Source organism: Vibrio sp. QJM3NY_15, assembly GCF_057785995.1.
Genome location: NZ_CM173518.1, coordinates 1493987 through 1518513, shown reverse-complemented (window position 1 = coordinate 1518513; position 24527 = coordinate 1493987). Strand labels below are relative to the sequence as shown.

General features: G+C 43.5%; 15 protein-coding genes and 1 pseudogene. 7 read left to right on the top strand and 9 right to left on the bottom strand.

The annotated features are described in order from the left end of the window. The 3 genes from AC3CKG_RS22980 to mngA form a co-directional block, all read right to left on the bottom strand. Complete coding sequence (locus AC3CKG_RS22980; RefSeq protein ID WP_488529450.1) at positions 1-1167, bottom strand: glycerate kinase; 1167 nt, start codon at positions 1165-1167, stop codon at positions 1-3. A gap of 45 nt (positions 1168-1212) precedes the next feature. Beyond that, the gene (mngB, locus tag AC3CKG_RS22975) at positions 1213-3867 is read right to left on the bottom strand and encodes a mannosylglycerate hydrolase (RefSeq protein ID WP_488529449.1); all 2655 of its coding nucleotides are present in this window, start codon (positions 3865-3867) and stop codon (positions 1213-1215) included. Positions 3868-4103: 236 nt separating this feature from the next. Continuing rightward, on the bottom strand, positions 4104-6038 hold the full coding sequence (gene mngA / locus AC3CKG_RS22970; RefSeq protein WP_488529448.1) for a PTS 2-O-a-mannosyl-D-glycerate transporter subunit IIABC: 1935 nt from the start codon (positions 6036-6038) through the stop codon (positions 4104-4106). 317 nt (positions 6039-6355) lie between these two features. Here mngA and AC3CKG_RS22965 point away from each other — a divergent pair, with 317 nt between their 5' ends. The 4 genes from AC3CKG_RS22965 to AC3CKG_RS22950 all read left to right on the top strand — a co-directional run bounded on the left by AC3CKG_RS22965 (position 6356) and on the right by AC3CKG_RS22950 (position 10381). Beyond that, on the top strand, positions 6356-7072 hold the full coding sequence (locus AC3CKG_RS22965; protein WP_099165559.1) for a GntR family transcriptional regulator: 717 nt from the start codon (positions 6356-6358) through the stop codon (positions 7070-7072). A gap of 221 nt (positions 7073-7293) precedes the next feature. Then, positions 7294-8190: a hypothetical protein gene (locus AC3CKG_RS22960; RefSeq protein ID WP_488529447.1), complete on the top strand. Its 897-nt coding sequence runs from the start codon at positions 7294-7296 to the stop codon at positions 8188-8190. A 179-nt stretch (positions 8191-8369) separates the two neighbouring features. Beyond that, positions 8370-9170, top strand: a complete 801-nt coding sequence (locus AC3CKG_RS22955) for a DUF481 domain-containing protein (protein ID WP_488529446.1) — start codon at positions 8370-8372, stop codon at positions 9168-9170. Positions 9171-9424: 254 nt separating this feature from the next. Further along, complete coding sequence (locus AC3CKG_RS22950) at positions 9425-10381, top strand: polysaccharide lyase family 7 protein (protein ID WP_488529445.1); 957 nt, start codon at positions 9425-9427, stop codon at positions 10379-10381. Positions 10382-10502: 121 nt separating this feature from the next. Here the strand turns inward: AC3CKG_RS22950 and AC3CKG_RS22945 are convergent, their stop codons facing one another. The 4 genes and pseudogenes from AC3CKG_RS22945 to AC3CKG_RS22930 all read right to left on the bottom strand — a co-directional run bounded on the left by AC3CKG_RS22945 (position 10503) and on the right by AC3CKG_RS22930 (position 18491). Further along, a complete protein-coding gene (locus tag AC3CKG_RS22945) occupies positions 10503-13580 on the bottom strand; it encodes an efflux RND transporter permease subunit (protein WP_488529444.1) in 3078 nt (1025 codons plus the stop codon). Next, on the bottom strand, positions 13567-14889 hold the full coding sequence (locus AC3CKG_RS22940) for an efflux RND transporter periplasmic adaptor subunit (RefSeq protein WP_488529443.1): 1323 nt from the start codon (positions 14887-14889) through the stop codon (positions 13567-13569). The genes AC3CKG_RS22945 and AC3CKG_RS22940 overlap by 14 nt, the downstream gene beginning before the upstream one ends. A 194-nt stretch (positions 14890-15083) precedes the next feature. Then, positions 15084-16276: pseudogene (locus AC3CKG_RS22935) on the bottom strand (outer membrane protein transport protein). Then, positions 16266-18491: an alpha/beta fold hydrolase gene (locus tag AC3CKG_RS22930; RefSeq protein WP_488529442.1), complete on the bottom strand. Its 2226-nt coding sequence runs from the start codon at positions 18489-18491 to the stop codon at positions 16266-16268. The pseudogene AC3CKG_RS22935 and the gene AC3CKG_RS22930 overlap by 11 nt, the downstream one beginning before the upstream one ends. A 357-nt stretch (positions 18492-18848) precedes the next feature. On the opposite strand from AC3CKG_RS22930, the gene AC3CKG_RS22925 reads away from it, so the two are divergent. From AC3CKG_RS22925 to dcuC, 3 genes are all read left to right on the top strand, one after another. Then, the gene (locus tag AC3CKG_RS22925) at positions 18849-19556 is read left to right on the top strand and encodes a winged helix-turn-helix domain-containing protein (protein ID WP_488529441.1); all 708 of its coding nucleotides are present in this window, start codon (positions 18849-18851) and stop codon (positions 19554-19556) included. Continuing rightward, positions 19549-20055: a hypothetical protein gene (locus AC3CKG_RS22920; RefSeq protein WP_076666535.1), complete on the top strand. Its 507-nt coding sequence runs from the start codon at positions 19549-19551 to the stop codon at positions 20053-20055. The genes AC3CKG_RS22925 and AC3CKG_RS22920 overlap by 8 nt, the downstream gene beginning before the upstream one ends. Positions 20056-20471: 416 nt before the next feature. Further along, positions 20472-21839 carry an anaerobic C4-dicarboxylate transporter DcuC gene (gene dcuC / locus AC3CKG_RS22915; protein ID WP_076666537.1) on the top strand — a complete coding sequence of 456 codons (1368 nt, stop codon included), beginning with the start codon at positions 20472-20474 and terminating at the stop codon, positions 21837-21839. 183 nt (positions 21840-22022) lie between these two features. On the opposite strand, the gene AC3CKG_RS22910 is transcribed toward dcuC, so the two are convergent. Continuing rightward, positions 22023-22655, bottom strand: coding sequence for a response regulator (locus AC3CKG_RS22910; RefSeq protein ID WP_017105883.1), 633 nt, complete (start codon positions 22653-22655; stop codon positions 22023-22025). Beyond that, positions 22642-24372 (bottom strand): nitrate/nitrite two-component system sensor histidine kinase NarQ, encoded by a 1731-nt coding sequence (gene narQ / locus AC3CKG_RS22905; protein ID WP_488529440.1) that lies wholly within the window; start codon positions 24370-24372, stop codon positions 22642-22644. Before narQ ends, AC3CKG_RS22910 begins: the two co-directional genes overlap by 14 nt. Positions 24373-24527: the final 155 nt, after the last annotated feature.

Here is a 24527-nt window from a genome sequence, read left to right as displayed (position 1 = left end):
TTACTTCTCATTAAAAATCTGGCTGCCAAGCTTGAGCGTGGCGGCGATATTACGGGCAGTGCGAGTCAGGTTTTGATTCGCTTCTGATAAAACTTGGTCTAAAGACTGAGGTGAACGTACGGTTCCAAATAAGCTAGACATTGAGCCGTAAAGTTTTTCAACGTCTTGCCCCAAAGAGCCCGCAATTCCAATGGTTGGAATATTCAGTTGTTGGGCTCTCTGAGCGATACCGAAAGGTGTTTTACCTTGCAGAGTTTGGTTGTCCATCTGCCCCTCTCCAGTTACGACCAGTGAAGCACCTTCAAGCACCTTACCTGCATCCAAAGCATCTAATACCATCTCAATACCCGCTTTAATTTGGATATTGAATGCAAGACTTAACCCCAGAGGTGTACCACCAGCAGCACCAAAGCCCGCGCTGTCGCGATGATTAGTACCCGTATGTGCTTGAGCGATATCGGCAAAGTGATTGATCGCAGTATCAAGTTGTTCAACTTGAACTTTTAATGCTCCCTTCTGCGGACCAAACACGGCACTGGCTCCGCTTTCGCCACACAGTGGATTGTTCACATCACACGCGACCACGAACGTCACTTCTTTGCATCTCGGGTGCAGTCCATCAAGATCGATGCTCGCTAACTGACTTAGTGCGGCACCGCCAGCAGATAGCTCGTTGCCTTGCTTGTCTAATAACTGGCCTCCCAACGCTTGTAAGATGCCAGCCCCTGCGTCATTGGTGGCACTACCGCCTAGACCAATGATGATTTGTTCCACGCCTTTATTTAGCGCATCTCTAATCAGCAACCCTGTGCCGTAAGATGATGCTGTAAGAGGTGATCTTTCTTCTACGGTTAATCGGTCTAAACCCGACGCTTGGGCAAACTCTACCAAGGCAGTGTTTACGCTTTTGCCATCAACCTGTTGTTCAAGTGAAGCCCAATAAGCCGTACATTCACGTCCGATTGGATCCGTCGTTTGCAGCCGTCGTTTCTTACCATTAAGCGCAGTTAGCAGCACATCTACGGTACCTTCACCGCCATCAGCTAGAGGCAGTTTTACGAACTTTGCGTAAGGGAAAACATCAGCAAATCCACGCTCAATGCAAGACGCAACTTGATGAGCGTCAAGTGATTCTTTAAATGAATCAGGGGCAATTACAATTTTCATTGTCGTTCACCATTCCCGCCCACCAAGGTGAGCGGGTGATTGAAATTAGAATTTGATTTGGAATGTTTTTGCTTGGCAAGATGCCAGTTCGCCAAAAGACAAGCCACCGAAGGTTTCAGTTTCTACATCACCCTCACGAACGCGCTCGTCCATGCTTGTTTCTTTCCAGCTTGAAACCGCTTGAGTGAACGAAATTGAATCTGACACAGAACCTGTTTCTGCCGGGTTATAAACACGCATGATCAGTGCATCTTCATCTTCCGCTTTCTTCAGCACACTCAGCACTGCGCCTGATTGTTGCTTAGACAAAAGGCTAAAGCTCATCGGTAGGTTTTGTTCGCCCACATTCAGCTTCATCGCATTGTAAGGGATCTTGTTGTAGCATTCGATTTGAGTGACATTGTCACGTGCTTGCGCCATGATGTTCGCGTCAATGTGGTTACCCGAGAAGCCACACAGTGTGAATTCACACACTAACTTGCCGCGCACTTGTGAATCTGGGGTCGGGATTTTGATACCAGAAGGACGACCCGGACGAAGCAATAGCTCTTCTTTACCCAACACGCCGATACCACGGAATAATGTCAGTGCGAAGGTATCTCTGTTTTCGTCACCTTGAGATGCAATCACTTCAAATTCACGCAGACCATTCGACATAATAGCCATGCCCGCTTTGCCGTTTTCTAGCGCTGCAAAGTTCATTAACTGATACACAGGAACCGGCGCTTCTTTCCACTTCTCTTCTTCCCAAACCGCCATTGCAGGGTCGTTGGTTGGGCGAGTAATACAACCGAACTGGTTATCCGCAACCACAGTTTCAGAAACAAATGGCGTTGGTACTAGCACACGTACACGGTGGTCGTCGGCTTGGTTGTCTAGCTCCATGCGTACTTCGATGCGGCGAGAGCCTTGCTTCAATACCACTTGGCATTGCGCTTCGACAAAACCGTTTTGACCCGTGCGCTCTTCACGCTCTGCAAGGTTTACAGGAACATTCATGTGGAAAGCGATGTTCGCTACCGATTGGAAGCCTTGGTGGTCAATCGAGGTTTCTACCGGGAATTCGTCGGAGTACAACAGCCACTCTTGACGAGATGGTGAGTAATCGTACTCATCGCCGTCATCAGAACCGTCTTCTAAACGAAGCACTTGGTCGAAGACTTGCTCTGTCTCTTTGTCGAAAATAGTCAGAGTACCGTTGTCATTTACGTTAATTCGGTAGTAATCGTTTTCTAGCAAGTAATCTTTTTGTTCCGCGATTTTTACTGCGCCCTTCTCGTTACCTTGGATGTGTAACGTAGTGAAGCCCATTGCCGGCACAGTGCGTTTGATCTGAATATCAAACTCCATGAACGGGTCGTAGTTGCCGTAGTGAACGATTTGACGGTCTACTTTACCTGGGTCAATTTGACGCTTACCTTGGATGAAGTACTCAACTGGGTTTTCGTTTTCATCAAAGATAGAGAACTCTTGCGCACGGATAGTGATAGTCGTGTTAACCACTTCTTCGCGCTCGTATGGAGAAAGGTTAAACATCGCTAGTTTGTCGCAACCTTCGCGATCTGGCATATGGTCGACAATCTTACGCTTGTAGAAATGAATCAGGTTGGTCGCCATGTCATCCGCAAGGATGTAGCGGTTTAGGATCTCAGCGTGAACCTTGTCAGAACAACAGCAGCCAATCGAGTCGTGAGCGTGGTTCTTCATGCTCTCTTTCCACATTTTCTCAATCAAACCGTGGTGGTATTCAAAGCCTAATGTCCAAGCGATAGACGCTAGCGGTTCTAAGATGTTTACAATCTTATTTTCGATTTCCGCGTGGATCAGTTTGATGTCCATACGCGTAGAAGAGATCGTGCGGTGAACACGCATGTATTTACCGTCGTTGAACTCGCCTTTGATTGTGTCGAGTTGGTCGCGCGCCGCTTCTACTTTCTCGAACACTTCTTCGTAACGGCTCATTGAGAATTCACGATCTGGGTAGATTTCGCGAAGCTTGTCCATTACTTCAAAGATGTCTTTTTGAATTGGCATTTGGTCATGACCGTTCGGCAGCAGGATGTCTTTGGTTACCGATGGTTTCTCTAGCACTGGGAAGTACTTATCTAGACGAGCACGCAGGCCTTCTTCATCTTGAGGAAGGTATTTACCAATCGCGTAACCCAGCGGAAGCACTTGTGCCGTTACTTCACTGCCGTCGTTTGACTGCCATAAGAATTCTGTTTTGTTGGTGCCGTGACGCTCTGAACAACCACGCCAGAACATTGCACGCGTGATATCGAAGCCGTTGTAGATCATCGGTAACTGAGAGCTCATGCTGAATGAATCTGGTAGGTAACCGATCTTCATTGCATCGCCAAATTTCATACAGTCGCGAATGCCATACATCATGTTACGTACAATCGACTCACCAGAAACTTGCATTGTGTCGGTTTGAGAGTACCAAGGGCCAATAATTAGCTTGCCCGCTTCAACCAATGCTTTTACGCGTTCTGTGTTCTCTGGTTTGATCGCGAAGTAATCTTCTAGAACGGCTGTTTGACCATCTAGAACGTAGTATTTGTATTCTGGATCGCTCTCCAGACGGTTCATGATTTCTTCCATGTTGTTCACTAGAAGAATACGAGACTCTTCTGTTGTGAAATACCATTCACGATCCCAGTGCATGTGTGGAGTAATATGTACGCGTGATGTAGTCATAATCATTTACCTAAATGTGTCGCTTCGAGTAAATCTTAGATTCGAGCTCAAATACGACTAAATTAAAGTTTTTCAAGGGGTTAAAATTGGCTGCCACTAAATTTAGGGTGCAGAAAACCACGTCCAGAATCTGTGAGAATAAAACCGTTAGGAGCACAGGTATTTCGGACAGCCAGTTGTTTGTTATTTTTTATATTTTGATTTCGCAGTGAGTTAGGAGCTAACTCAAAATTCAGTTAGTTCTGTGTTGCAGTACTTGCTTCAAACTTACCCTTTTTTACAGCGTGACCACGCCACATCAGAAGAGTAATGGTTGAAATCACTGTGCCGACAATGGCAGCACCGAACCAGATTGCAGCAGCAGAGAATGCGCCCAAACCAGAATCGTGTAACAAGAAGATAGAGAAGATACCTGCACCCGGAGTCGATAGACCAATACCTGCCGCGCCCACCATTGCACCTGTAACCACAGAGCCTAGTAAGAATGAACCGATTACACGGATTGGATCTTCAATCGCCATTGGGATTGCACCTTCAGTAATACCCGCTAGGCCAAGTAGCCAAGTTGATTTACCCGTTTCAATCTCAAAGTCTTTGAATAAGCGTGGAGCAATCATGGTTGAAGCCGTTACGGTGAACGCTGATACCATTTTTACTGAGCCGAAGATTGCGTATGGGCCATAAACACCGTTCGCCATTGCACCTAAACAGAATGCGTAAGCGGCTTTGTTTACCGGACCACCCAAATCGAATGATACAAACAGACCAAGAATCGCACCTAGAAGCAGAGCGTTAGTGCCTGACATACCGTTCAACCAATCCGTCAGACCTTGGTTTAGGAACGCAACAGGTTTACCGATAACAAACAGCATCAAACTACCTGCTACCAAAGTACCAATCACCGGGTAAAGGTAAAAAGTAAGGAAGCCGTTAAACGCAGGGCCTAAGCGAACATGCTCTTTCACCCAGCGCATCACGTAACCCGCAATCAAACCACCAACAACACCACCAAGGAAACCAGAGCCAATGATGTTTGCTGCAATACCCGCGGCAAAGCCAGGACCAAGTGCCGGTTTATCTGCTAATGAGTACGCTGTGTAAGCCGCCAGTACTGGCACCATCAATGTACCCAGTAGGCCGCCACCTAGTTTGCGATACATCCATAGCCAAGAATCTTTTGTTGCATAGAGCTCTTGCAGGTCAAAAATTTGCGCGATAAGAACTGCAACCGCAAGAACAGTACCACCAGCAACTATAAGAGGAACCGCGTAAGAAATACCAGAAAGCAGTGCTTGTTTAAGCTCAGTTTTCAACGGCAGTTTCTTCGGTTTGTCATCGATAGCAACTTTACGTTCTGCACCGTTACCTTTTTTCGACTCTTCAATCGCTTCATTAAGAATGCGCTCACCGTGCTTAATCGGTTCCGCAACTGGGGTTTCAATACGAGGAATGCCATTAAAGCGCTCAGACTCTTTAATCGCTACTTCAGCAGCAAATACACACGCCACTGCATTATTAAGTTGTTCCGCAGTTAAGCGATCTTCAATACCGTTTGCGCCCTGCTTTTCAACATGAACCTTGTAGCCAAGCTTTTTGCCTGCTTTTTCAAGGTACTCAGCTGCCATATAGGTATGAGCAATACCTGCAGGGCAAGCAGTCACACATACAATTGTCGGCGCATTTGTATCTAAGTTGTCTTGTTTTCCTTCTTGTTGATTGTTGCCATCAAGAAGCGCAAAGATTTCTTCAGCCGTTGTCGCTTTTAATACCGCTTCGCGAACATCGTCGTCAACCAATGTAGTTGTCAGTGCAGTGAGCAGATGCATGTGGGTAGAACCCGCTTCTGCATTTGGAATCGCAATTAGGAAGATAAGATTTACATCTTCGTCTTCATCCAAGCCTTTCCATTTCATGTCTTCCTTGAGCGTTGCTACAGCGAAGCCAGCTTCTTTAACCGCGTCAGTCTTGCCATGCGGTACAGCTAGGCCTTCACCAAGCGCTGTCGGGCCTTGCTCTTCACGAGCAAATACTGCATCAAGGTACTCTTGCTTGTTATGCAGTTTGCCTTGCTGATTCAGTTGGTCAGCAAGTGCGTAAATCGCTTCTTCTCGACTGCTAAACGTAGTTTGCAGATTTACGAGCGACTTATTCGTTAGAGTAGTAAGTTTCATAACCTTTGTCCCATAGTCACGGATTAGTACGACAGTCGTCCCTGCCGACGAGAAGAATAATACAACTTCAAGACATTTAATCCGTGATCACGATCTCACCAATACATATTTGTATTTAATTTGTATTTAAATCGTATTGGTAAATCCTTTAAGAAAGCTTGTTATGTATCGTTTAATTTGTATTATATGTACTACAAAACGCCGATACGACGCTCACACTAACCTTTAAAGCAAGGCTTATATAGAGCAAATTTACGTATTTAAGGTACAGGTTGTTAATCAAAGTCTAGTTGTCCTAGCGCACAAATGAGGCAAAAATGGCAAGACTCCCTATGTATCGCCAAATCGCCGATGCAATAAGAGAAAAAATCAGTTCTGGTGAATATAAAGTTGGAGAAGCACTTCCAACAGAAGCACAGCTACGTGAAGTATTTTCTGTCAGCCGTGTAACGGTTAGACAAGCACTGAAACTACTGATCGAAAACGATGAGCTTGAAAGCGTTCAAGGCAGCGGCACTTACGTTAAAGAGAACAAAATCAATTACGACATTTACAAACAATCGAGCTTTCAAGAAAAGTGGGCGCATTTGGATGTCGTAACGCACAGTGAGGTTTTGGCCTTTGAAATCAAGCCCTGCTCTTTGGCTATGTCTGAGCATCTGGATATCAAAGAGGGCGAATTGGTTTTCTACGTAAAGCGTGTTCGTTTCATAGACAACAACCCAATCACGGTTGAAGAAACTTGGTTACCTGTTGCCCTATTCCCAGATCTTACCTATCAAGTGATGCAAACATCAAAATACGACTTTATTGAAAACACCAAAGGCATGGTGATTGATAGAAGTGAGCAAGAGCTGGTTCCGATTCTTCCACCTGAAGACGTGGCTAAACAATTGGATATCGATCCTTCTCAACCGATTATTGAAAAGCGCACTCGTGGTTATCTCGCCAATAACACGGTATTTGAATACAGCCGAAACTACTTCACATCTAACGATTACCGATTCACTTTGGTCGCAAGACGCCAAAGATAGAACTCAGTCAAGTATTGCTATAACTAACACAGAGGACACTCGTCCTCTGTTAAAACTCTCATTTCCCAACCGATAAACCTCAACGCTACCACTACAAATATTCCTAAACCATTATCAAACAACCTCACGAAAGATCATTCACATTCATTGAAATATTCCGAGTGTCATTTGGCCATAAAATGAACGCCAAACGATATGAACAACAGTCGACAGGAATGTAGATGAATACGAAACAACTTGAGAACGCGGTTAGTGAAGTGACCTTGTTCAACCAGCACCTGCAGTTAATCCAATCCGTACATACCATTCCAACACCAAAAGTGAATTGGGAGTCGATTGCCATGGAACCTGCGCCTACAATGCCAACAGTTCGCTTCGACCATAAAGTCAAAGCCATGGAAGCGCTTGATGAATACAAACCATACTGGCTAGATATACTGTTGGGTAACAAATCTAAGTTTCACACCCTCACAAACAATGTCGAGCTAGCAGCAGAGAAAGACATCGAACAATACAAAGCGGAATTTGTAGATTGGGTACAGAACTACAGCTACTGGGCAAAAGGCAATCAATTGTCGCAAGGCGTTTTGAATAACGATAGCCAAGCAAAGCTGTCTGCCCTTTCTGAAGCTCAGCAGAACCCGATGAACGCGTCAGTGGTCGACACCAAGCTAATAAACCACAACTTTAATACCTACAAGAATGGTCACCTGTTAGAAATCAACATTCAGGTTAATAAGCACAACGTGATCCCTAAAGATAAAAAGGTCTTATGCCAAGGCGAAGTAAAGTTGGAAACCTTGTCCCTTTCAGAAAGCAACGCCTTATATCGAGAGTACGTGTGCAGCTGTATTCTTAAATGTGCGCAGGACTCTTTCAATGTCTTACCCGAGACAAGTGTCGTGATCAATGTTGAACAGATTTCTGCAGACAATTTAGACGAAACCATTCTTTCGTGTCATATCGAAAAAGGGTTGTTGGAATTCTTATTGATTGAAGATGACAAGCCCTCTGAGATTCTTGAATTCTTTGTACATATTGAAGATTTCAACCCTCATAGGGGCAATGGGTTCTCTGCGATTAAAACCCTCTTTTCCCCTTTGCCTATCGCGTCGTAGCTCACTTAAAACTTTCGATTCGATCACTGTCTACTCATCACGATTAACCCTTGGTTGGTCGTGTTCAATCATTTATATACCTAACCATTATGTCGATAAACGCTATATCAAAAACTACATTCACATTAAGAAACACTGTTCTACACAAACGATATTTCAACCCGCTACCTTTAGCAGCGATGGTTCTGTCTTTTCAAGTATTCGCTGAAGAAACGGCATCGGTGGAAGAAGCTGTTGTTACAGAACAAGCTGAGGTTACTGAAGAACAATCCTTCGAAAATGAATCAATTCTGAATCAAGAGTCAGAACAAGAAGACGAATCGCCTTTCACTACGTTAACCAAACTGGGTTTTATCTACTCTCAAAACACCAGTTCATCGTTGTCGATTAACTCAGGAATATCAGTAGGCTACAAAAAAGAAAACTGGGGGCAACGAGTACAGTTCGATACGTATTATACCGATGCCGAAAATGATGAAGATGGCACCAATCGCTATACCACCAACTATGGCATCAGCTATGACTTAAACGAAGTCACCTATTTAGTCGCAACAACTCGTTTTGAGCACGACCACTATGGTACCTATCGCAAGCAATTCATAACCGCGACCGGATTGGGTCGTCACTTTTACGATACTGAACGAATTAAACTGCAGGGCTCTGCAGGCCCGGGTTACCGAATAAGTAAACGACAATCCTCCGATGAAGAGTTTCCGAATAAAGAGAACTATGAACTGATCGTCAATGCGAGTGTTGATGGCTCACTAACGCTCACTGAAACCTTTTCTATGGGTGCAACCGCAAACATAGCCTACGGTGAAGAGAACACCAACTACAACCTCAAGGGCTATTTGAAGAACATTCTGATGGGAAATTTGGCACTCACGTTTGATACCGAATACATTTATAACACCACTGTTGCGTCAGACCAAAGTAACGCTGAAATCTACAGTTCAATGAATCTAAACTACGACTTCTAAGCAAGGTTTCCCCCATCGAACATGCAAAAGGATTTGCGTGATCGTTCAGTTAATCATTACTAGTCCGTATATAAAAGCTCACCTCATTGACCCAACTCCTACTTCCGTTACTTAGAAAAACTGTATTAAGATGTGTTTTTGGGAGCGGTAGCTCAAAGCTCTGTCAGTTAAATGTAAAACTGCTATTAGACGAATGAAAACGCCGTAATTTATCGCTAAAGTTTGCCTATCTTTTGTATTACAAATGACTTTTTATGTTCAACTCTCAACAACCTTTAAAAGGCTTTAAGATTGCGGCACTGATTTCTAGCGGTTTATTACTCGTGGGCTGCGAAGCCAACGCTACAAGCGATCAGACAGACCTTACAACATGTACCGATTGCAACTGGAATCTCGAACAATGGAAGATCACACTTCCAGTCAGTGGCGACGATTACTATAACGATGGTCGCAGCAGCGCAGCAGAACTCATTCCGCAACAGTGCAATGGCAAAGAGTACCTGACCAACGACACTCATCTTCCTTGGTTCTCTCGTGAGTCTGTTAATGGCGAAGAACGTCTAACATTCACCGTCGACCTTGGTGGCCAAGTTTCAACAACAGCAAACACAAAATACGCTCGTTCAGAGCTGCGTGAATTGTATAACTTCAAGACCGAAAATCGATGCAGTACCAGAAAACAAAACTGGGCGGTAACAGGGACACATGAACTGAGAGCGACAGTGAGCATTGATCAGTTCCCGAATAAAGACGTGACAGGCAGTGACCCAAAAGTCGTTCTTGGCCAAATTCATGGTAAAGACATTAAACAGGCACTAGTGAAATTGCAGTGGGATGGTGAAAACAAGCCAGTACGTGTTGTTCTGAACGATTCATTTCTACCAGGAAACAAAATGTGCAGCGACTGTCAGCCATTCAGTGTCAACCTAGGGGTCGCACCTGCAAACATGGATTGGGATTACACGATTCGCCTAGATGACCAAGGTATTTACCTTTCAACACTCATTAATGACGAATTGTCAGAGCGCTTCTTAGCTTGGGGGGTTGAAACAGAAGATCGCGATGGTAACTCTGTGACGTTATCAAAGTCATGGCTAAATGAAGAGTACTACTTTAAAGCGGGCCTTTATGCTCAGATAAAGCCATCGAAAGAATTAGCAGGCGAAGTGTTCTCGGTAAGCTTCTCGAAGATCGATATCGATCATAAGTAAAATTCGAATCTGCTAACAACAAAAACAAACTGATACCTATAACTGTTAATGCGCCCACCATGATACTGGTGGGCGCTTTTTCGTTTCTTTGATTACACTCGCCGAAAATAGGTTAGATAAACTATACTGATTTCGTTCTCAGTCGAGCTAGCACATCCATTTGCTTTAAGTTCGCCATACCGACATACGCGACAGGTACTAAAAACAATGAGAAGAACGTACCAGCAGATAAACCACCGACTAACACTAAGCCAATATTGATACGACCTAATGAGCCCGGACCATCTGCCAGTGCCAACGGCAATGAACCAAGGATCATCGTTAATGATGTCATCAAGATAGGACGCAGCCTTGAACGTGCACTGCTGATCGCAGCTTCTTGAGCACTCGCACCAGATTTACGTTTTTCGTTAGCAAACTCCACCAGCAAAATACCGTGTTTGGTCACTAAGCCAACCAGAGTCAGTAATCCTATCTTTGAGTAGATATTTAGGCTTTGGCCAAATACCGATAGCGTCAGAATCGCCCCCACAATACACAGTGGCACGGTGAGCAAGATGATCATCGGATCGACAAAGCTTTCGAACTGCGCTGCTAAAATCAAAAAGATAAAGATCAACGCCAATACGAACAACACTTGAGCGCCGGCACTCGAATCAACTAAGTCTTTTACAATACCGTTGAATTCATAGCTTTGAGCAGGCTGCAATAAACTCGGTACGTTATCATCAACATAAGCTTTTACATCGCTAGCCGTATATCCGGGCATTAAATCGGCTGTGATTTCCGCACTGTCTTGCCCCATGAACGTCTTGAAGTTCGATTCCGACGTTACTTGTTTAATAGAAACGAACTGTGACAACGGAAGTCTTTGACCTGATTGAGAGTCAACGTACAACTTGTCCAACACTTTGAAATCACCAAGATCTTTACGGTTTACTTGTACTTGTATTGGGTAGGTATAACCGTCGTCTGCTTGTAAATCAGCCGCTTTAACAGAGCCTAAGAATGTGGACAGTGCGTTGGTTACATTTCCATAATTAACGCCAGACAACACAATGGCATTGCGGTCAATTGACAAGTCATAACGCAATTGATCACGTAACATCGAGTTCTTAACGTTAGTTACGCCCTCGTAGTCTTCTAGTGCCTCAACAACCTGATGCGCGGTTTCTGACAAAGCTGATGTATCACGGTTCACCGTCGTGAGCTCTAAAATCATGTTGGTCGCGATATTCAAGTTATCTGCAGAACGAACTTTGAAAGACATGCCGTAGGCAGAGACTGAACTTTGCGCTTTAGCAATAAACTCGTTCACCAACTCATCAGCGGATTTCTCACGCTCTCCCCACGGCTTCAATAGCACATGGTTTGTGGGTGTTCCTTCTATGTAAGATAGGTTGGCTTCTACTGAATTATCATCGGCAAATACGCTATTTAGCTGTGCGTTATTGTCTAAATGGTATTGTCGCCCTACGCCTGTTGGCGGTGTCGATGTGACTTCAACAAAACCAGTATCTTCAGTTGGAAGCAGCACTTGAGGCATTGTCCAAACCGCTAAGGCAGACAGAGCAATCAGCATCAAAGCGATACCACTCATCAGTGCTTTACGTTCAAACCACTTGCCCAGCTCTCTGGTATACACATCAGACAGTCGATTCAGCTTGGCATCGACCTCTTGGAACCATTTTGGAGGCGTTGATACAGGCTTCATTAAATAAGCACTCATCATTGGCGAAAGCGTTAATGCCACAAATCCAGAGATGATCACCGCTGCTGCAAGCGTGAACGCGAACTGCCTGAACAGATCGGCGGTCAAGCCAGCCATCAAGCCAATTGGCAAGTAAACAACCGCTAAAGTCAGCGTCATCGCAATCACTGGAAAGACGATCTCTCGACACCCCTTAATTGCAGCGTTAAATGGAGTTTTACCCTCTTCGATATGACGGTAGCAATTTTCAGCCACAACGATCGCATCATCGACCACGAGACCAATCGCGAGAATGATCGCCAGAATAGTCAGCACATTGATGCTAAAACCAAGTAAATGCATCACAGCAAACACGCCAATCACACACACTGGAATGGTGATGATCGGAATCGAAGCCACGCGAACAGAACCAAGGAACAGAACAACGACGGCAGAAACAAGAACAATGGCTTCAACCAGAGTTATGAAACCTTCATCAATCGCGGTTTTAATGAAATCCGCTTGGTTGTAAACCATTTTCATCTCAATGCCTTCTGGCAACTGAGGTTGAATTACATCAATTTGTTTTTTAACTTTATCAGCAACTGTTACCGGATTTTCACTTTTCAGTGGCAGCACCTGAATAGACATAGCGAGATTGTCATCGACACGCAAAATACTCGGCGTTAGACTCTCCTCCCCCATTTTGACTTCAGCGATATCACCAATTCGAATGATTTTTCCATTGTCGACACGAACGACCAGATCACGCACATCATCAACACTAGTGACTTGGTTGACAGGGTTAATCGAGAAATCACGAACTTCGCCTTTGATAGTACCTGCAGTGAACGTCGCGTTGTAAGAACTTAGTGTCCCCACCACATCAGACGCACTCATATTCAGAGCCATCATACGATCGGGTTGCAACCAAACTCTCACCGCTTTATCACTACCCCCATATGGCCCCCAGATACCTCCAACACCTTGAATGTGTTTGAATTGAGGCACAACTTGTTGGCTAATGTAGTCAAACATATCTTGCTTAGACATCTTGCCAGTATTCACGAAAGTGATGATGTTACTCGGCATGCTGGTGTCAGATGAGTCGTCTGTTACTGTCGGCTTATCCGTCATACTAGGTGGGAAATCACCAATGGCCTCGACACTACTGCGCAAATTGTTCATCAGGCTCGTGTATTCGACGTCATCAATGTCGTCTTCGAAGATGATTTTAAGATTACACGTCCCTTCTTGGCAGTCGGTCGTCATGGTTTTTACACTATCAAGACCAGTAGCTGCGGTAATCAGCTTGTCTGCCACATTACGCGACATGAACTCCGCACTCGCACCGTTGATCGCAGCGGTTACCGTTGCTGAGGGTGTTTTATGTTCAGGGAAATACTGAATTGATAGTTTTTGAAATGACAACAAGCCAAGTAAAACAATCGTGATACTCAGAACAGAGGCAAAAACGGGGTGCTTAATACAGATCTCAGGAAGCTTCATTCACACTCTCCTTCGTTACAGCTTCCTTGCTTAATGTTTCCTTGCTTTGGGTTTTATTCGATGAATGCTCAACAGTAACGTTGTTTTCTGCACCTTTACTGCTTTCGTTAATTACTTCGTCAACCGCTTTTGATGATTCAGTCCAATCAACAGAAGGTTCAATCGGGTGTGACTCATCAGCTTGAATTTCGGTCATTTCTACTTCAGGCTTAACGGCTTTTTTCGAGCTCTCTTTAGCGGCCTGCTCGGTTATCAGCTCAACCGTTTTCTGCTCGGCATTTGGGTTCATGACCTTAACTAACGACGCTTTCTTTAGGTTCTGTTGCCCCGTCACAACGACGTTATCGCCTAGTGTTAATCCCTTCTCGACAACAACATATCCGTCGTTAGTATTCACACCCAATTCAACAACGCGTTGCTCAATCTTTTCACCATTCACAACCCAAACAAAGCGCTGCGCATCTTTTGCTTGAACTGAGTTTTGAGAAACCACCATCTTCGTTGAATCCTCGCTCGTCATTTGACTTACTTTGGAAAACATACCTGGGACTAAACGGTGATCAGGGTTGGTCACATGCGCGTGCACTTCTACGCGGCCAGAGCTTTCATCAACGGCTGGCGCTATGTAATCCACCACACCAGAGAAGGCTTCATCAACAAAAGCATCAACTTGGATGGAAACGTTCTGTCCAAGCTGAGCGTTGCCTAAATCTGACTGTCCAATGGAGTATTGAACTTCGACAGGATCAAGCTTAATCAAGCTCACTAACGCTGTGGCGCCATCGATCTTACTGCCTACTGAGTGGGTAAAATTGGTTAACTGCCCATCAAATGGCGCAACCAACAAATAGTCATTCATCAGCGCTTCTTTCTGACGGAAATCAGCGGCTGCTAGATTTGCCTGCTCTCCTAGCTCTTCAACATCTTGTTGAGACATAGAGTCAGGCTGTTTCTTTAGTAATTCTTGTACTCGCTTCAATTTCGACTTGGCTAGTGCTAAAGAACTTCTAGCTTTATCTAAATCGGCTTTCGCTTTGGTGTTATCTAATTGAGCGATCAGTTCGCCTTTTTTAACCGAATCTCCATCTTTGAAATGGATGTTAAGAATTTTATCGGAAGCACTAAATGTCAATGCAGCAGAATCCGTCGCCCTAATTTTGCCTACCTCGTTAATTGAAGAAGTGAATGCTTGTTTGTGAGCTTTTTCGATAGTCACAGGAATCAGATTTGAGTCTTGGGCAAACGTCGGGGTGATATGTAAGGCAAACAGCGCCAAACAGATTGTTTTGCTAAGCTTTGTAAATTTCATTTTTAATAACCATAACCGTTGAATTCGTCTGAATTAAAACGTTTTTCTAAGCAGCTATTTCTTACTTAATGAGCTTCCAGCTATTTAAATAATGCTAAAACAGCTAATAATGAGAAAAGGGCTCAACTCACTGTCGAGCCCTACAATTTTTATATGATTCCTAAATTTTTACGTTTAGAACTCCAAAGTAAAAGTTAAAAACGATGCTGATATTGAACGCCAAGCAAGAGAGCATTGGCAGTCACATCAGCAGTTATATTGGAACTCGTTCCAGGAATAGTCGTCAGGCTTTCGTCAATATCCTGTGATTCTCCGATGATAAATCCGACACCAATGTCAACAGAACGGCAGCCGTGAAGTTATATGTCCCTCCGACCGTTAGCCAATGACGGTTAACATCAGGAATTGATAACGATGTGAGTTCATCAGTTGGAGAAATGTCGTACATGTAGCCCGCTCTTAGCACGATGTCTTTTGACATGGTGTATGTGCCACCGACCGAAATATGTCCTGCATCTTTCCATTGATACTCCTTGATAGAATCGTCGTAAGAATCAGACGTTAATGAATCAAATTCAGACCAATTCACCCATTGCAGGCTGTAATGGAATGCCCATTGCTCGTTGATTTGGTGCCATCCGGAAAACTCTAGAGTGTCTGGTAGAGGCACGTTCATCTTGTCAGCAGGGACACCACCTTTAGTAATATCACCTTCTACTTCGATATCTGGGCTGTAACGATAACTAATACCAAATTTGTTGTGTTCGTTGACTTGGTAAGTCGCGCCAACATTTGCGCCCAGACCGAAGCCATCTGCGTCCACATTTAGCAAGCCTTGGCGGTATATCTCACCCTCGCCGTAAATGACATCCAGCCCCGCGCCTAAGTTGATCTTTTCTGACAACTCGTAAGCCACAGCGAAACCAACGTTGATACTGGAAAGCGCCGTTTTACCTCCGAACTCGTCCGCTTCGAACGACTCGTCAAACTCAACATCGGTTCCGAAGTTAGAGTGCACAGTTGCACCCAATGTGAATTTAGAACCTTCGATAGGATGAACATAATGAATGTTTGGGACTAACGTCCCCGCATCTAACGATTGATCATCTAACGTTTGAGTATCACCAATCATTGGCGTGTAGCTAACATTAGACACATCAATACCACTATCGATATAAATAGCCCCAACAGAGAGTGTTGGTTGCTCGATGTAAGCCATCGCAGCGCTGTTTTTTGCAACAATCGCGGCGCTATCTGCCATCACGGCATCGCCCGCAAATGCACGGCCCAACCCTGTTGCTGATTGTGCGTTAAGTTGGAATCCTGCGGCGTTTGTTAAGCAAGGAATGAGAGCAGCTGCGGTGCCTAATAAGAGTTTATTCTTCATCTTGAGGCACCTCTGTTTCGATATGATCTTCGTTCACTATTTCGATTGATGCACCCGTTGTTGTTACCATCGATGCAACGGCAACCTGCTGAGTATTGGTCGCATCCCAAACAAAATTGAGCTCTTCAGAATCTGGAAATCCGGGTAATCCTGATTCGTCCATCGTTCCCTCGTAGGGGAAAAGGTAAGTACCATGCCCTCCCGTGGTCGTTCGAATAACCCCCCGGGTTTCTGTAGTAGTTAATGGCTGTCCTGTCGTACCCGTAATTGGAGCTAATCCCAAAGCCCTAATTAGTGGCTCAGTTCCCGTTCTTATGTTGTCTGGAGCTGAATTGGGAACGACACTGTCTGGTATATAATCCACTCCAACATCACACGTTTCACCGCAGTCACCCACTGCCGCCAGCAATAACGTTGGTTGTTTGTTGTTAGCTTGGCGGGATGTAAAACTCGCTGGGTCAGAGCTATCAATAGCAGCCTGAACACCCTGCTTTAAACCAGTCACAAGGAGGTCATAAATATCATTTTCTAACTGGCTAACCGTAAGAGCATTTTCGGAAGATAAACTGACAAACTCGTTTAATGACTCAATACACTCTTGGTTGTTATTCTCTGCGTCGCAGTTTTCCGGAATCACAGTTTCAGCGATACTACGCTGTACATCCGGCGATTTTTTCACACCTTCAGACATTTCTGGTCCCAGAGTTTGAGAAGACAAAACCAAATTGGTTAAACCTTGTCCCGGAACAACAAAATTAACGGTATTAAATGAGAAGTCAGAGTTAGCCTGTAGCTCACGAGTCTCTTGGCTAAACTCGCTGACCATTACCGACATAATTCCGCCCAAAGAGTGTCCGACTAGGTGGATATTGCTCTTATCAACCCACGGCTGATCATTCAAAGCAAAGCGTAACCCTAGAAAATCAGAAACTGACTGTTGTAAATTGGAGCGAAGAGCTAGAGGTGAGTCGATATTGATGAAGAAAGATTTGTTTGCTTTAGCACTAATTTCAAGTCCATTTACATCGTATCTCATGCGCTCGCCATGATAAGGCATGTCAATAGCGACCACGGCAAAGCCTTGTGTCGTATAATCTTTTGCCATTAGCGAAGCCGCTGACTTATCAGCTGTAACGCCATGAACAAACACAACCGTCGGTAGTTGCTCTATTCCATCCCAACGAGCTGGGGTGTAGATATCAGCATTGATAATTTGTGACTCTACAACAACCGGAAGTGGATCAGCCTCAGTAGGAAAGCCACCAGAATCAGTCTTCATCCATTCGTATAAAGGAGGGCATGATGCTTTAGGCTCATATTCGTCATAATCACATTCAACCTCACGGGTTTCGGTAAAAGGTAAATAAAACGGCAGTTTTAACTTTTGAGTATAGAGATCATACTTGTTCTGTTTATCTTGAACTAAAGTTGGTTCTCGTAAAAAAGACGTACCTTCAGAAATATGATTATCTCTCATCGCATCTAAAGTCGAGTAAGCACTCTGAGTTTTAAATTGCGCGGCATATACAGGAATACCCTTATCTGGATATAACGCATAATATGAATCAATTGCACTCAAGACTTGCTCTTGAAGACTTACTTCCTTATCGCTTTCTAGTGGAACACCTGAATATATCAATTCATCAAAGCTAGCATCTGCTTTTAGAGGTTCTTCAAATTCAGTTTTTACCCCATCAGTCACAACGATCGAATACGTCGTTCCTTCTTTTAATCCTGATTCGCATTGAATAATAATATTGGAACCATCAGCTGATATTTTAGTATCAACTTCCTCACCTGTTACGTTATCAATTAATACAACATTCCCGGCTAAGGATTCGTTATTTAGTGGATAACGCTTATCAGAATTAACACTTTGTAGAGGAATTAAAATCGGCTCTGCACAAAGCCCCCAGCCGTCTAGGGCTGCGTATGAGTTATTGTAATCTTGATAATACGCGTCGTTAGTCGATGACATTGCTGCGACGTCTTCACCGACTCCAGTGATAGTTCCGTCGTCGTCATACCCGTAACCGTCATTCGGTTTTGGTAGTTCATTAATGTTGTAAGGTACTAATACTGAAACGGGCTCTTGAGTCGAGTCTTCTGACTGACAGCCGAGTAAGGCTAGCGTTATTAGTCCACATAAATATGGCTTATTGAATTCTTTCAAAATTTCTCCCTCGTAGCTTTCGCATTTAACTGGTGTGGTCATGCGTTTATCGTTATTTGAGTTGCCGATTGAGTCAGAGGTAAGCTTGACTTTTATTCGCAGAGAGCAAGGCAACACAGAGTTGGAATGACACGTTGATAGAACTACGTAAGAAATTTGAGCCGTTAACCCACACCCACTAAATCAGCGTCACCGAACAATGATCCAATAGCAGTGAACGCCAAGCACCTTAAAACGCATTAAACAACCTAAAAAAGGTTTATAAGAAAGTCTAAATGATAAAGATTAATTGTTTATATTTAACAACTTACAATGTACTAGCACGAAAAATAGTGAGTTTATATTTATGCTGACATTTGTTATATTTACGTTAGAACGCTTATAACAACGAGAACCCAGATGTCTGCTGAATTCATTATCAATGATGATATACAGGTCAATTTAGAAGAGAGTGAAATCCATCACTTCAAGACGGGCCGTACCTACCCAATAGGTTCTAATGAGTCAGAGTTACTCAAATATTTTATCTCTAGACCGAATGAAGTGATCACTCGCCAAGTTCTAATCGAGCAAGTGTGGGTGTCCAAAGGTATATATGTAGAAGATGGTAGCTTAATGCAGACTATCTCCATTTGTCGCAAAGCTTTAGAAGATAAAACCGGAATGATCATTGTCACTGAACGCGGTAAAGGTTACCGATTTTCAGGGCAAGTAACGCAAGACAAAGAACGCGCATTACAAAAAATAAAACGACGACAGGAATCAGAAGAAGCTGAGCAACAAACAGCTAACTCTAATAAAGAAACCACCAAAGCTGAAACAGTCGCCCCTGTAGATAAGAAAAACAATCTATTGACACTGATAGCCTTGTTTATAATTGCCGCTGTTTGTTCTCACTACCTATTCACATATTTAAATAGAAATAGCTTAGGTGAAGAACTCACTGGTCAGCATTTTCTTTCTTGTAAAATAGCCTCAGACGAGTTTACTTTTAATGAGCTTAATAACGTTACTCTTTATGAGCATAAAGGACGAAAAATCATCATCGATAATTCAGGAAAATCTTTAAGCTTCCCTAGTGATTTTACAGGAGTAACTTGTGAATAAAGAAATACGTACATTAATTGGAGTGACACTAATTGGTGTTTTAGTCGGTTGGCTGACGACTATTTTTCCTAAAGTTCATTTGCAAGGCCATTATTTAGCTAACGCTGCGTCTGTGATCACCCCAACTAATAAAGTTATCTATAATCAGTCGTCAATCAATATCGAGTTTAAGAAAAACAATAGCTACGATTTATTGTATGTGTCTACCAAACAAGCTGGCTTTACTTCATCTGGATCTTATACGGCCACTCAACACAATATTTCATTAGATGAAAGTGCACATGAGCAAATTTTGCCGAATAGAGAGTTAGAGTTCTATGAGAAAGTCATGATCAGTGAAGGTTCTGTATTGTCGTCAGACGCAATGCCTTACATACCTCTGAACGATGATGAGCTGTTACTCGTCACTCAAAATGGCATGATCCACTTTTGTAAAAAGATGGCATGTCCTGATTTACCAACTTATTCAAACACCGAACCTGAGTTAAATATAAATTGATGAGTACATTGCAATAATAAGTACTTTTCATCCTCCAATGATTTGGCGTTTATCAACCTAATTCAGTAGGCGCCAAATCATAAAACAATCCACTTTCTTGTCATAAAGCCCCCTTTCCTGTCAGTTACCTCGACAAATAAACAAAACACGATAATTTTATAAACTAACCACTCATATGCAACTAAACCAATCAAAAGTGATCCAAGTTATATTCTAGCAGGCCACATAATTTGTTTATTAACATCTAAACAACAGTAGTTAATCATGATTTATAACCATAATTAACATCGAAAAAAATGTTTGTCTTAGATCATATCAACCTCAACTATGCCTCGTGCCACAGTGCAGTTTTCTGTACATTCATTGTCATATTCTGAAACACTTTCTTATATTTTTTAAACTTTGTGGAGATTTCTATGCTAGAGCTCTTGATCGGATTAGTGATTACCATCGCTGTTGGTTACTTTATTGTGAAAGGCTATAAAGCAGCGGGTGTATTATTAACTGCTGGCCTTGCCCTACTTCTTATTACTGGCCTTATTGGTCACACAGTTTTACCAGCTAAGGTAGCTTCAACAGGTAACATGGTTACCGACGCACTAGAATTCGTTAAGTACATGCTTCAATACCGCGGGGGCGGCCTAGGCATGCAAATCATGCTTCTGTGTGGTTTCGCTTCATACATGACTCATATCGGCGCGAACAACGTGGTAGTAAAGCAATTTTCTAAACCACTTGCAGCTATCAAGTCTCCCTATGTACTTCTTGTTGCGGCTTACATCGTAGCGTGTCTAATGTCGCTAGCAGTAAGTTCTGCAACAGGCCTTGGTGTTCTATTGATGGCGACCCTATTCCCAATGATGACAGCAATGGGTATTTCTCGCCCTGCTGCTGTCGCGGTTTGTGCTTCGCCTGCGGCAATTATCCTTTCACCAACGTCTGGTGATGTGGTTATTGCAGCTGAAAAATCAGGAATGTCTCTTGATGTGTTTGCCGTTCAAACGGTACTTCCTGTTTCTATTTGTGCAATCATCGTAATGGCTGCAGCCGCTTTCTTCTGGAACAAGTATCTGGATAAGAAAGAAAACACACCAATGGAAAAAGTAGACGTTTCTGACATTGAAACGACAGCACCCGCTTTCTACGCTGCGTTGCCATTCCTGCCTATCATCGGTGTATTCCTATTTAACGGCCGTACAATTCCGGGCCTGTCACTTGATATCTACACTATCGTAGTGGGCTCTATCTTCGTGGGCGCAATCATCGATTATGTTGTGAAGAAGTTCGACGGCGAAAAAACGCTAGAAGATCTAGATTCTTGCTACCAAGGCATGGCAGAAGCATTCAAAGGCGTGGTAATGCTGTTGGTTGCGGCGGGCGTATTTGCTCAAGGTCTAATGTCTATCGGTGCGATTGATAACCTAATCGGTCTTGCTGAATCGGCAGGCGCAGGCGGTATCGCACTGATGCTAATCCTGACGGGTCTAACGGTTGCGGCTGCTATCGCGACAGGTTCTGGTAACGCGCCATTCTATGCATTCGTAGAGCTTGCTCCATCACTGGCAGCGAAAATGGGCTTGAACCCAGCGTTCCTAATCATCCCAATGCTTCAAGCATCGAACCTAGGTCGTACCATCTCGCCAGTATCTGGTGTAATTGTAGCGACTTCTGGTATGGGTAAAATCAGCCCATTTGAAGTCGTAAAACGTACATCTGTCCCAGTAATCTGTGGTCTTATCACAGTTATCTTCGGTACGCTTGTTCTAGTACCAATGGCAGCTTAATTCTCATTAAAAGAGACATGCTAATTTAGATATAAAATGCTGAAACAAAAAGGCGCTGAACTTAATAGTTCAGCGCCTTTTTTAATGTAACATGTTCAATGTCGTTAGAAGCTAACGCTATTTGATCCGGACACTTGTAACTAATAGTATGGCTTGAAATAGTTTATTTCAAAGGAACAAGCCCTACTTCATTTCACCGTAACGTTCTAGATAAAGAACCGTTGCAGCCGTACGTGAAGGTACCTGCAGCTTCTTCAGCAAGCTCTTCATGTGTACCTTAACTGTCGATTCAGAAATGAACAGATGATCAGCAATTTGCTTGTTACGGTAACCTTTCGCAACTTCTTGAAGGATCTGAGTTTCACGCTCAGTCAGTTGGTCGAAGATATCATTACGACTGTCAGCATCATTTAGGTAACGAGAAACGACACTGCTATAGGCTTTGTCGCCGCTGTGTGCTTGCTTAAGCAGCTCAATGAGTTCATCGGGTTCAGTGTCTTTCAACAAGTAACCATCAGCGCCCGCTTTTACGATAGCTTCTATATCTGCAGGGCTATCCGATACGGTTAAGATGACAATGTTAGCGCTTGAACCATCGGTACGAAGTGCTTTTAGGGTATCTAATCCAGACATCCCTTTCATATTCAGATCCAAAAGGATCAAATCAGGTTCTTCTTCGTGAGCAAGTGCAACGGCTTCGGTGCCATTGCTCGCTTCTGCAATCACTTCAAATTCGTCTTCAAAGCTTAGTAATTGGCTTATACCTCGGCGCATCAATGGATGATCATCAACCAGCATTACTTTACAAATCGTCAACTTTAACTTCCTTCAAACTTTTATATTTCAATATGACTGTACAGCCTTCACCTTGAGCTGCTTCAATCGTTAAGTCGCCATTCAGTCTTGCCGCACGCTCCTGCATAATGCTCATTCCATAGTGGTTCATTCTCGAACTACCTAGGTCAAAGCCATCTCCATTATCTTTGATCACGACTAATACTTCACCATCTTCATCGATACAGCATACATCTATCAAGTCGGCATTGGCGTGTTTTATTGCGTTTATTGTTGCTTCTCGAATCAATTGAAGCAAGTGAACCTGACTGTGCGCATCAAGCTCAATCGATGACAGATTATTGGTTAAGTTAATCTTGGCATCTGTTCTATCACTGAGTTGCTCGAGCATGGTGCTCAAAGCATCTCCGAAGTTGCCCTCTTTAATGGACAACCTAAATGTCGTGAGCAACTCTCTTAACTGAGTATAAGCATCGGCTAAGCCATTACCTATCTCTGAAGCAATTTGCTCTGATTGCTCGCGGTGTTTTTGCTCAGGTAATTTACCAATCACACGCTTCAATAAAGTCACTTGGATCTTCAGGTATGAAAGTGACTGAGCAAGTGAATCATGCAGCTCACGTGCTATTGTCGCACGCTCTTCCATTATAATAAGCTGCTCGGCTTTCTTTTGCGCGCGATTATAATAGATTGCACGAGATAACAGTTGAATAAAGCTCTCTATTAACGTCTTTGTTGAGTGCCCATGATGATATGAGCAATACAGGTAACCCAAAATGAGCTCGTTATCATCCAGCTTCATCTCAAATTTTTCATACTCACGATTCGCGTCGTAGCCCTCATCCATTATCAATGAACGACCTGAGTTATCTACAATCTCTAATCTTAACGACTCAATCCCTTCTAAGCTGACTAGGTGCTGCAAGATGGCCCGAAAGTTTTCAGGTGCAATCCGCGTTACCGTGAGTTCTTGAGACGAATAATAAAGCGCTTGTAATGATTGGTTCGCGTTTTGCAGTTCAATCGTTTTGGCATCAACGACATCTTCGAGGTTTCGATAAAGCACACCCAAATCTTTGGCCATTGAGTTGAACGTTTTCGTCAAAATACCCAATTCGTTGTTGCTGGTAACCTGCAATTCCACCTTGAAGTCGCTATTTTTTATCCTCTGACTCGCGCCGACTAGCGCATGGAGAGGTTTAACAACTTGTTTACGCACAAAGTGAACAACAAAAAGAGATATGACGAGAATGCCACCTAAGCCAATACCACCAGCCCACGCTAATTTAATCAGCTTATTCTCTGAAAACTCCTGAAGCTTGAAAACGAAGTGGTCTATCTCATTTACAAAGTTTTCCACCAACACCAGATAATGTTGACGATCATCGCTATTCAATACCCGCTTCAATTCATGCCAGCGACCAATGATTAGATAGTAATCTTCTGTGATATCGGTTGGCACTTCCCAACTGACCAACTCAGCCATTGAAGACGAATAGAGTGACTTTTCAAATTCTTGGATATGAGAATTGTAATCAGCTGATTCTATTTGAATATCATGCGCCAAACGATAGCTCTGCATACGCATTGAACCTGCCACATTTATGGCTTCTGCATCATTCAAGCTCGAAGCCAAAGTGAAGATAGCAAAGCCAGTAGTAGCAACCGACAGCAACAGTATAGAAAGCAACGATTTTGCTATTGTGCTAGTGACAGATGAAACCGGTTTTATAAGCAAAAAAGCCTTCCTAGTGAGAGATGAATAGCCAGCAAGATCGTATTGTCACACATCAAAAATCATAGCTCCATTCAATATGTGATCACTCGCTTTGTAATTTATTGATCTAAGACAATATATGCCCCTAATTAGCCCTTAGGGGGTATTTATACAAT

Excerpts from the sequence above, each read along its gene's own strand:
- AC3CKG_RS22960 (WP_488529447.1), top strand. The coding sequence starts at position 7,294 with ATGAATACGAAACAACTTGAGAACGCGGTTAGTGAAGTGACCTTGTTC.
- AC3CKG_RS22965 (WP_099165559.1), top strand. The coding sequence starts at position 6,356 with ATGGCAAGACTCCCTATGTATCGCCAAATCGCCGATGCAATAAGAGAA.
- AC3CKG_RS22940 (WP_488529443.1), bottom strand. The coding sequence starts at position 14,889 with ATGAAATTTACAAAGCTTAGCAAAACAATCTGTTTGGCGCTGTTTGCC.
- mngB (WP_488529449.1), bottom strand. The coding sequence starts at position 3,867 with ATGACTACATCACGCGTACATATTACTCCACACATGCACTGGGATCGT.
- AC3CKG_RS22945 (WP_488529444.1), bottom strand. The coding sequence starts at position 13,580 with ATGAAGCTTCCTGAGATCTGTATTAAGCACCCCGTTTTTGCCTCTGTT.
- AC3CKG_RS22955 (WP_488529446.1), top strand. The coding sequence starts at position 8,370 with ATGGTTCTGTCTTTTCAAGTATTCGCTGAAGAAACGGCATCGGTGGAA.
- AC3CKG_RS22980 (WP_488529450.1), bottom strand. The coding sequence starts at position 1,167 with ATGAAAATTGTAATTGCCCCTGATTCATTTAAAGAATCACTTGACGCT.
- AC3CKG_RS22925 (WP_488529441.1), top strand. The coding sequence starts at position 18,849 with ATGTCTGCTGAATTCATTATCAATGATGATATACAGGTCAATTTAGAA.
- AC3CKG_RS22950 (WP_488529445.1), top strand. The coding sequence starts at position 9,425 with ATGTTCAACTCTCAACAACCTTTAAAAGGCTTTAAGATTGCGGCACTG.
- mngA (WP_488529448.1), bottom strand. The coding sequence starts at position 6,038 with ATGAAACTTACTACTCTAACGAATAAGTCGCTCGTAAATCTGCAAACT.
- AC3CKG_RS22930 (WP_488529442.1), bottom strand. The coding sequence starts at position 18,491 with ATGACCACACCAGTTAAATGCGAAAGCTACGAGGGAGAAATTTTGAAA.
- dcuC (WP_076666537.1), top strand. The coding sequence starts at position 20,472 with ATGCTAGAGCTCTTGATCGGATTAGTGATTACCATCGCTGTTGGTTAC.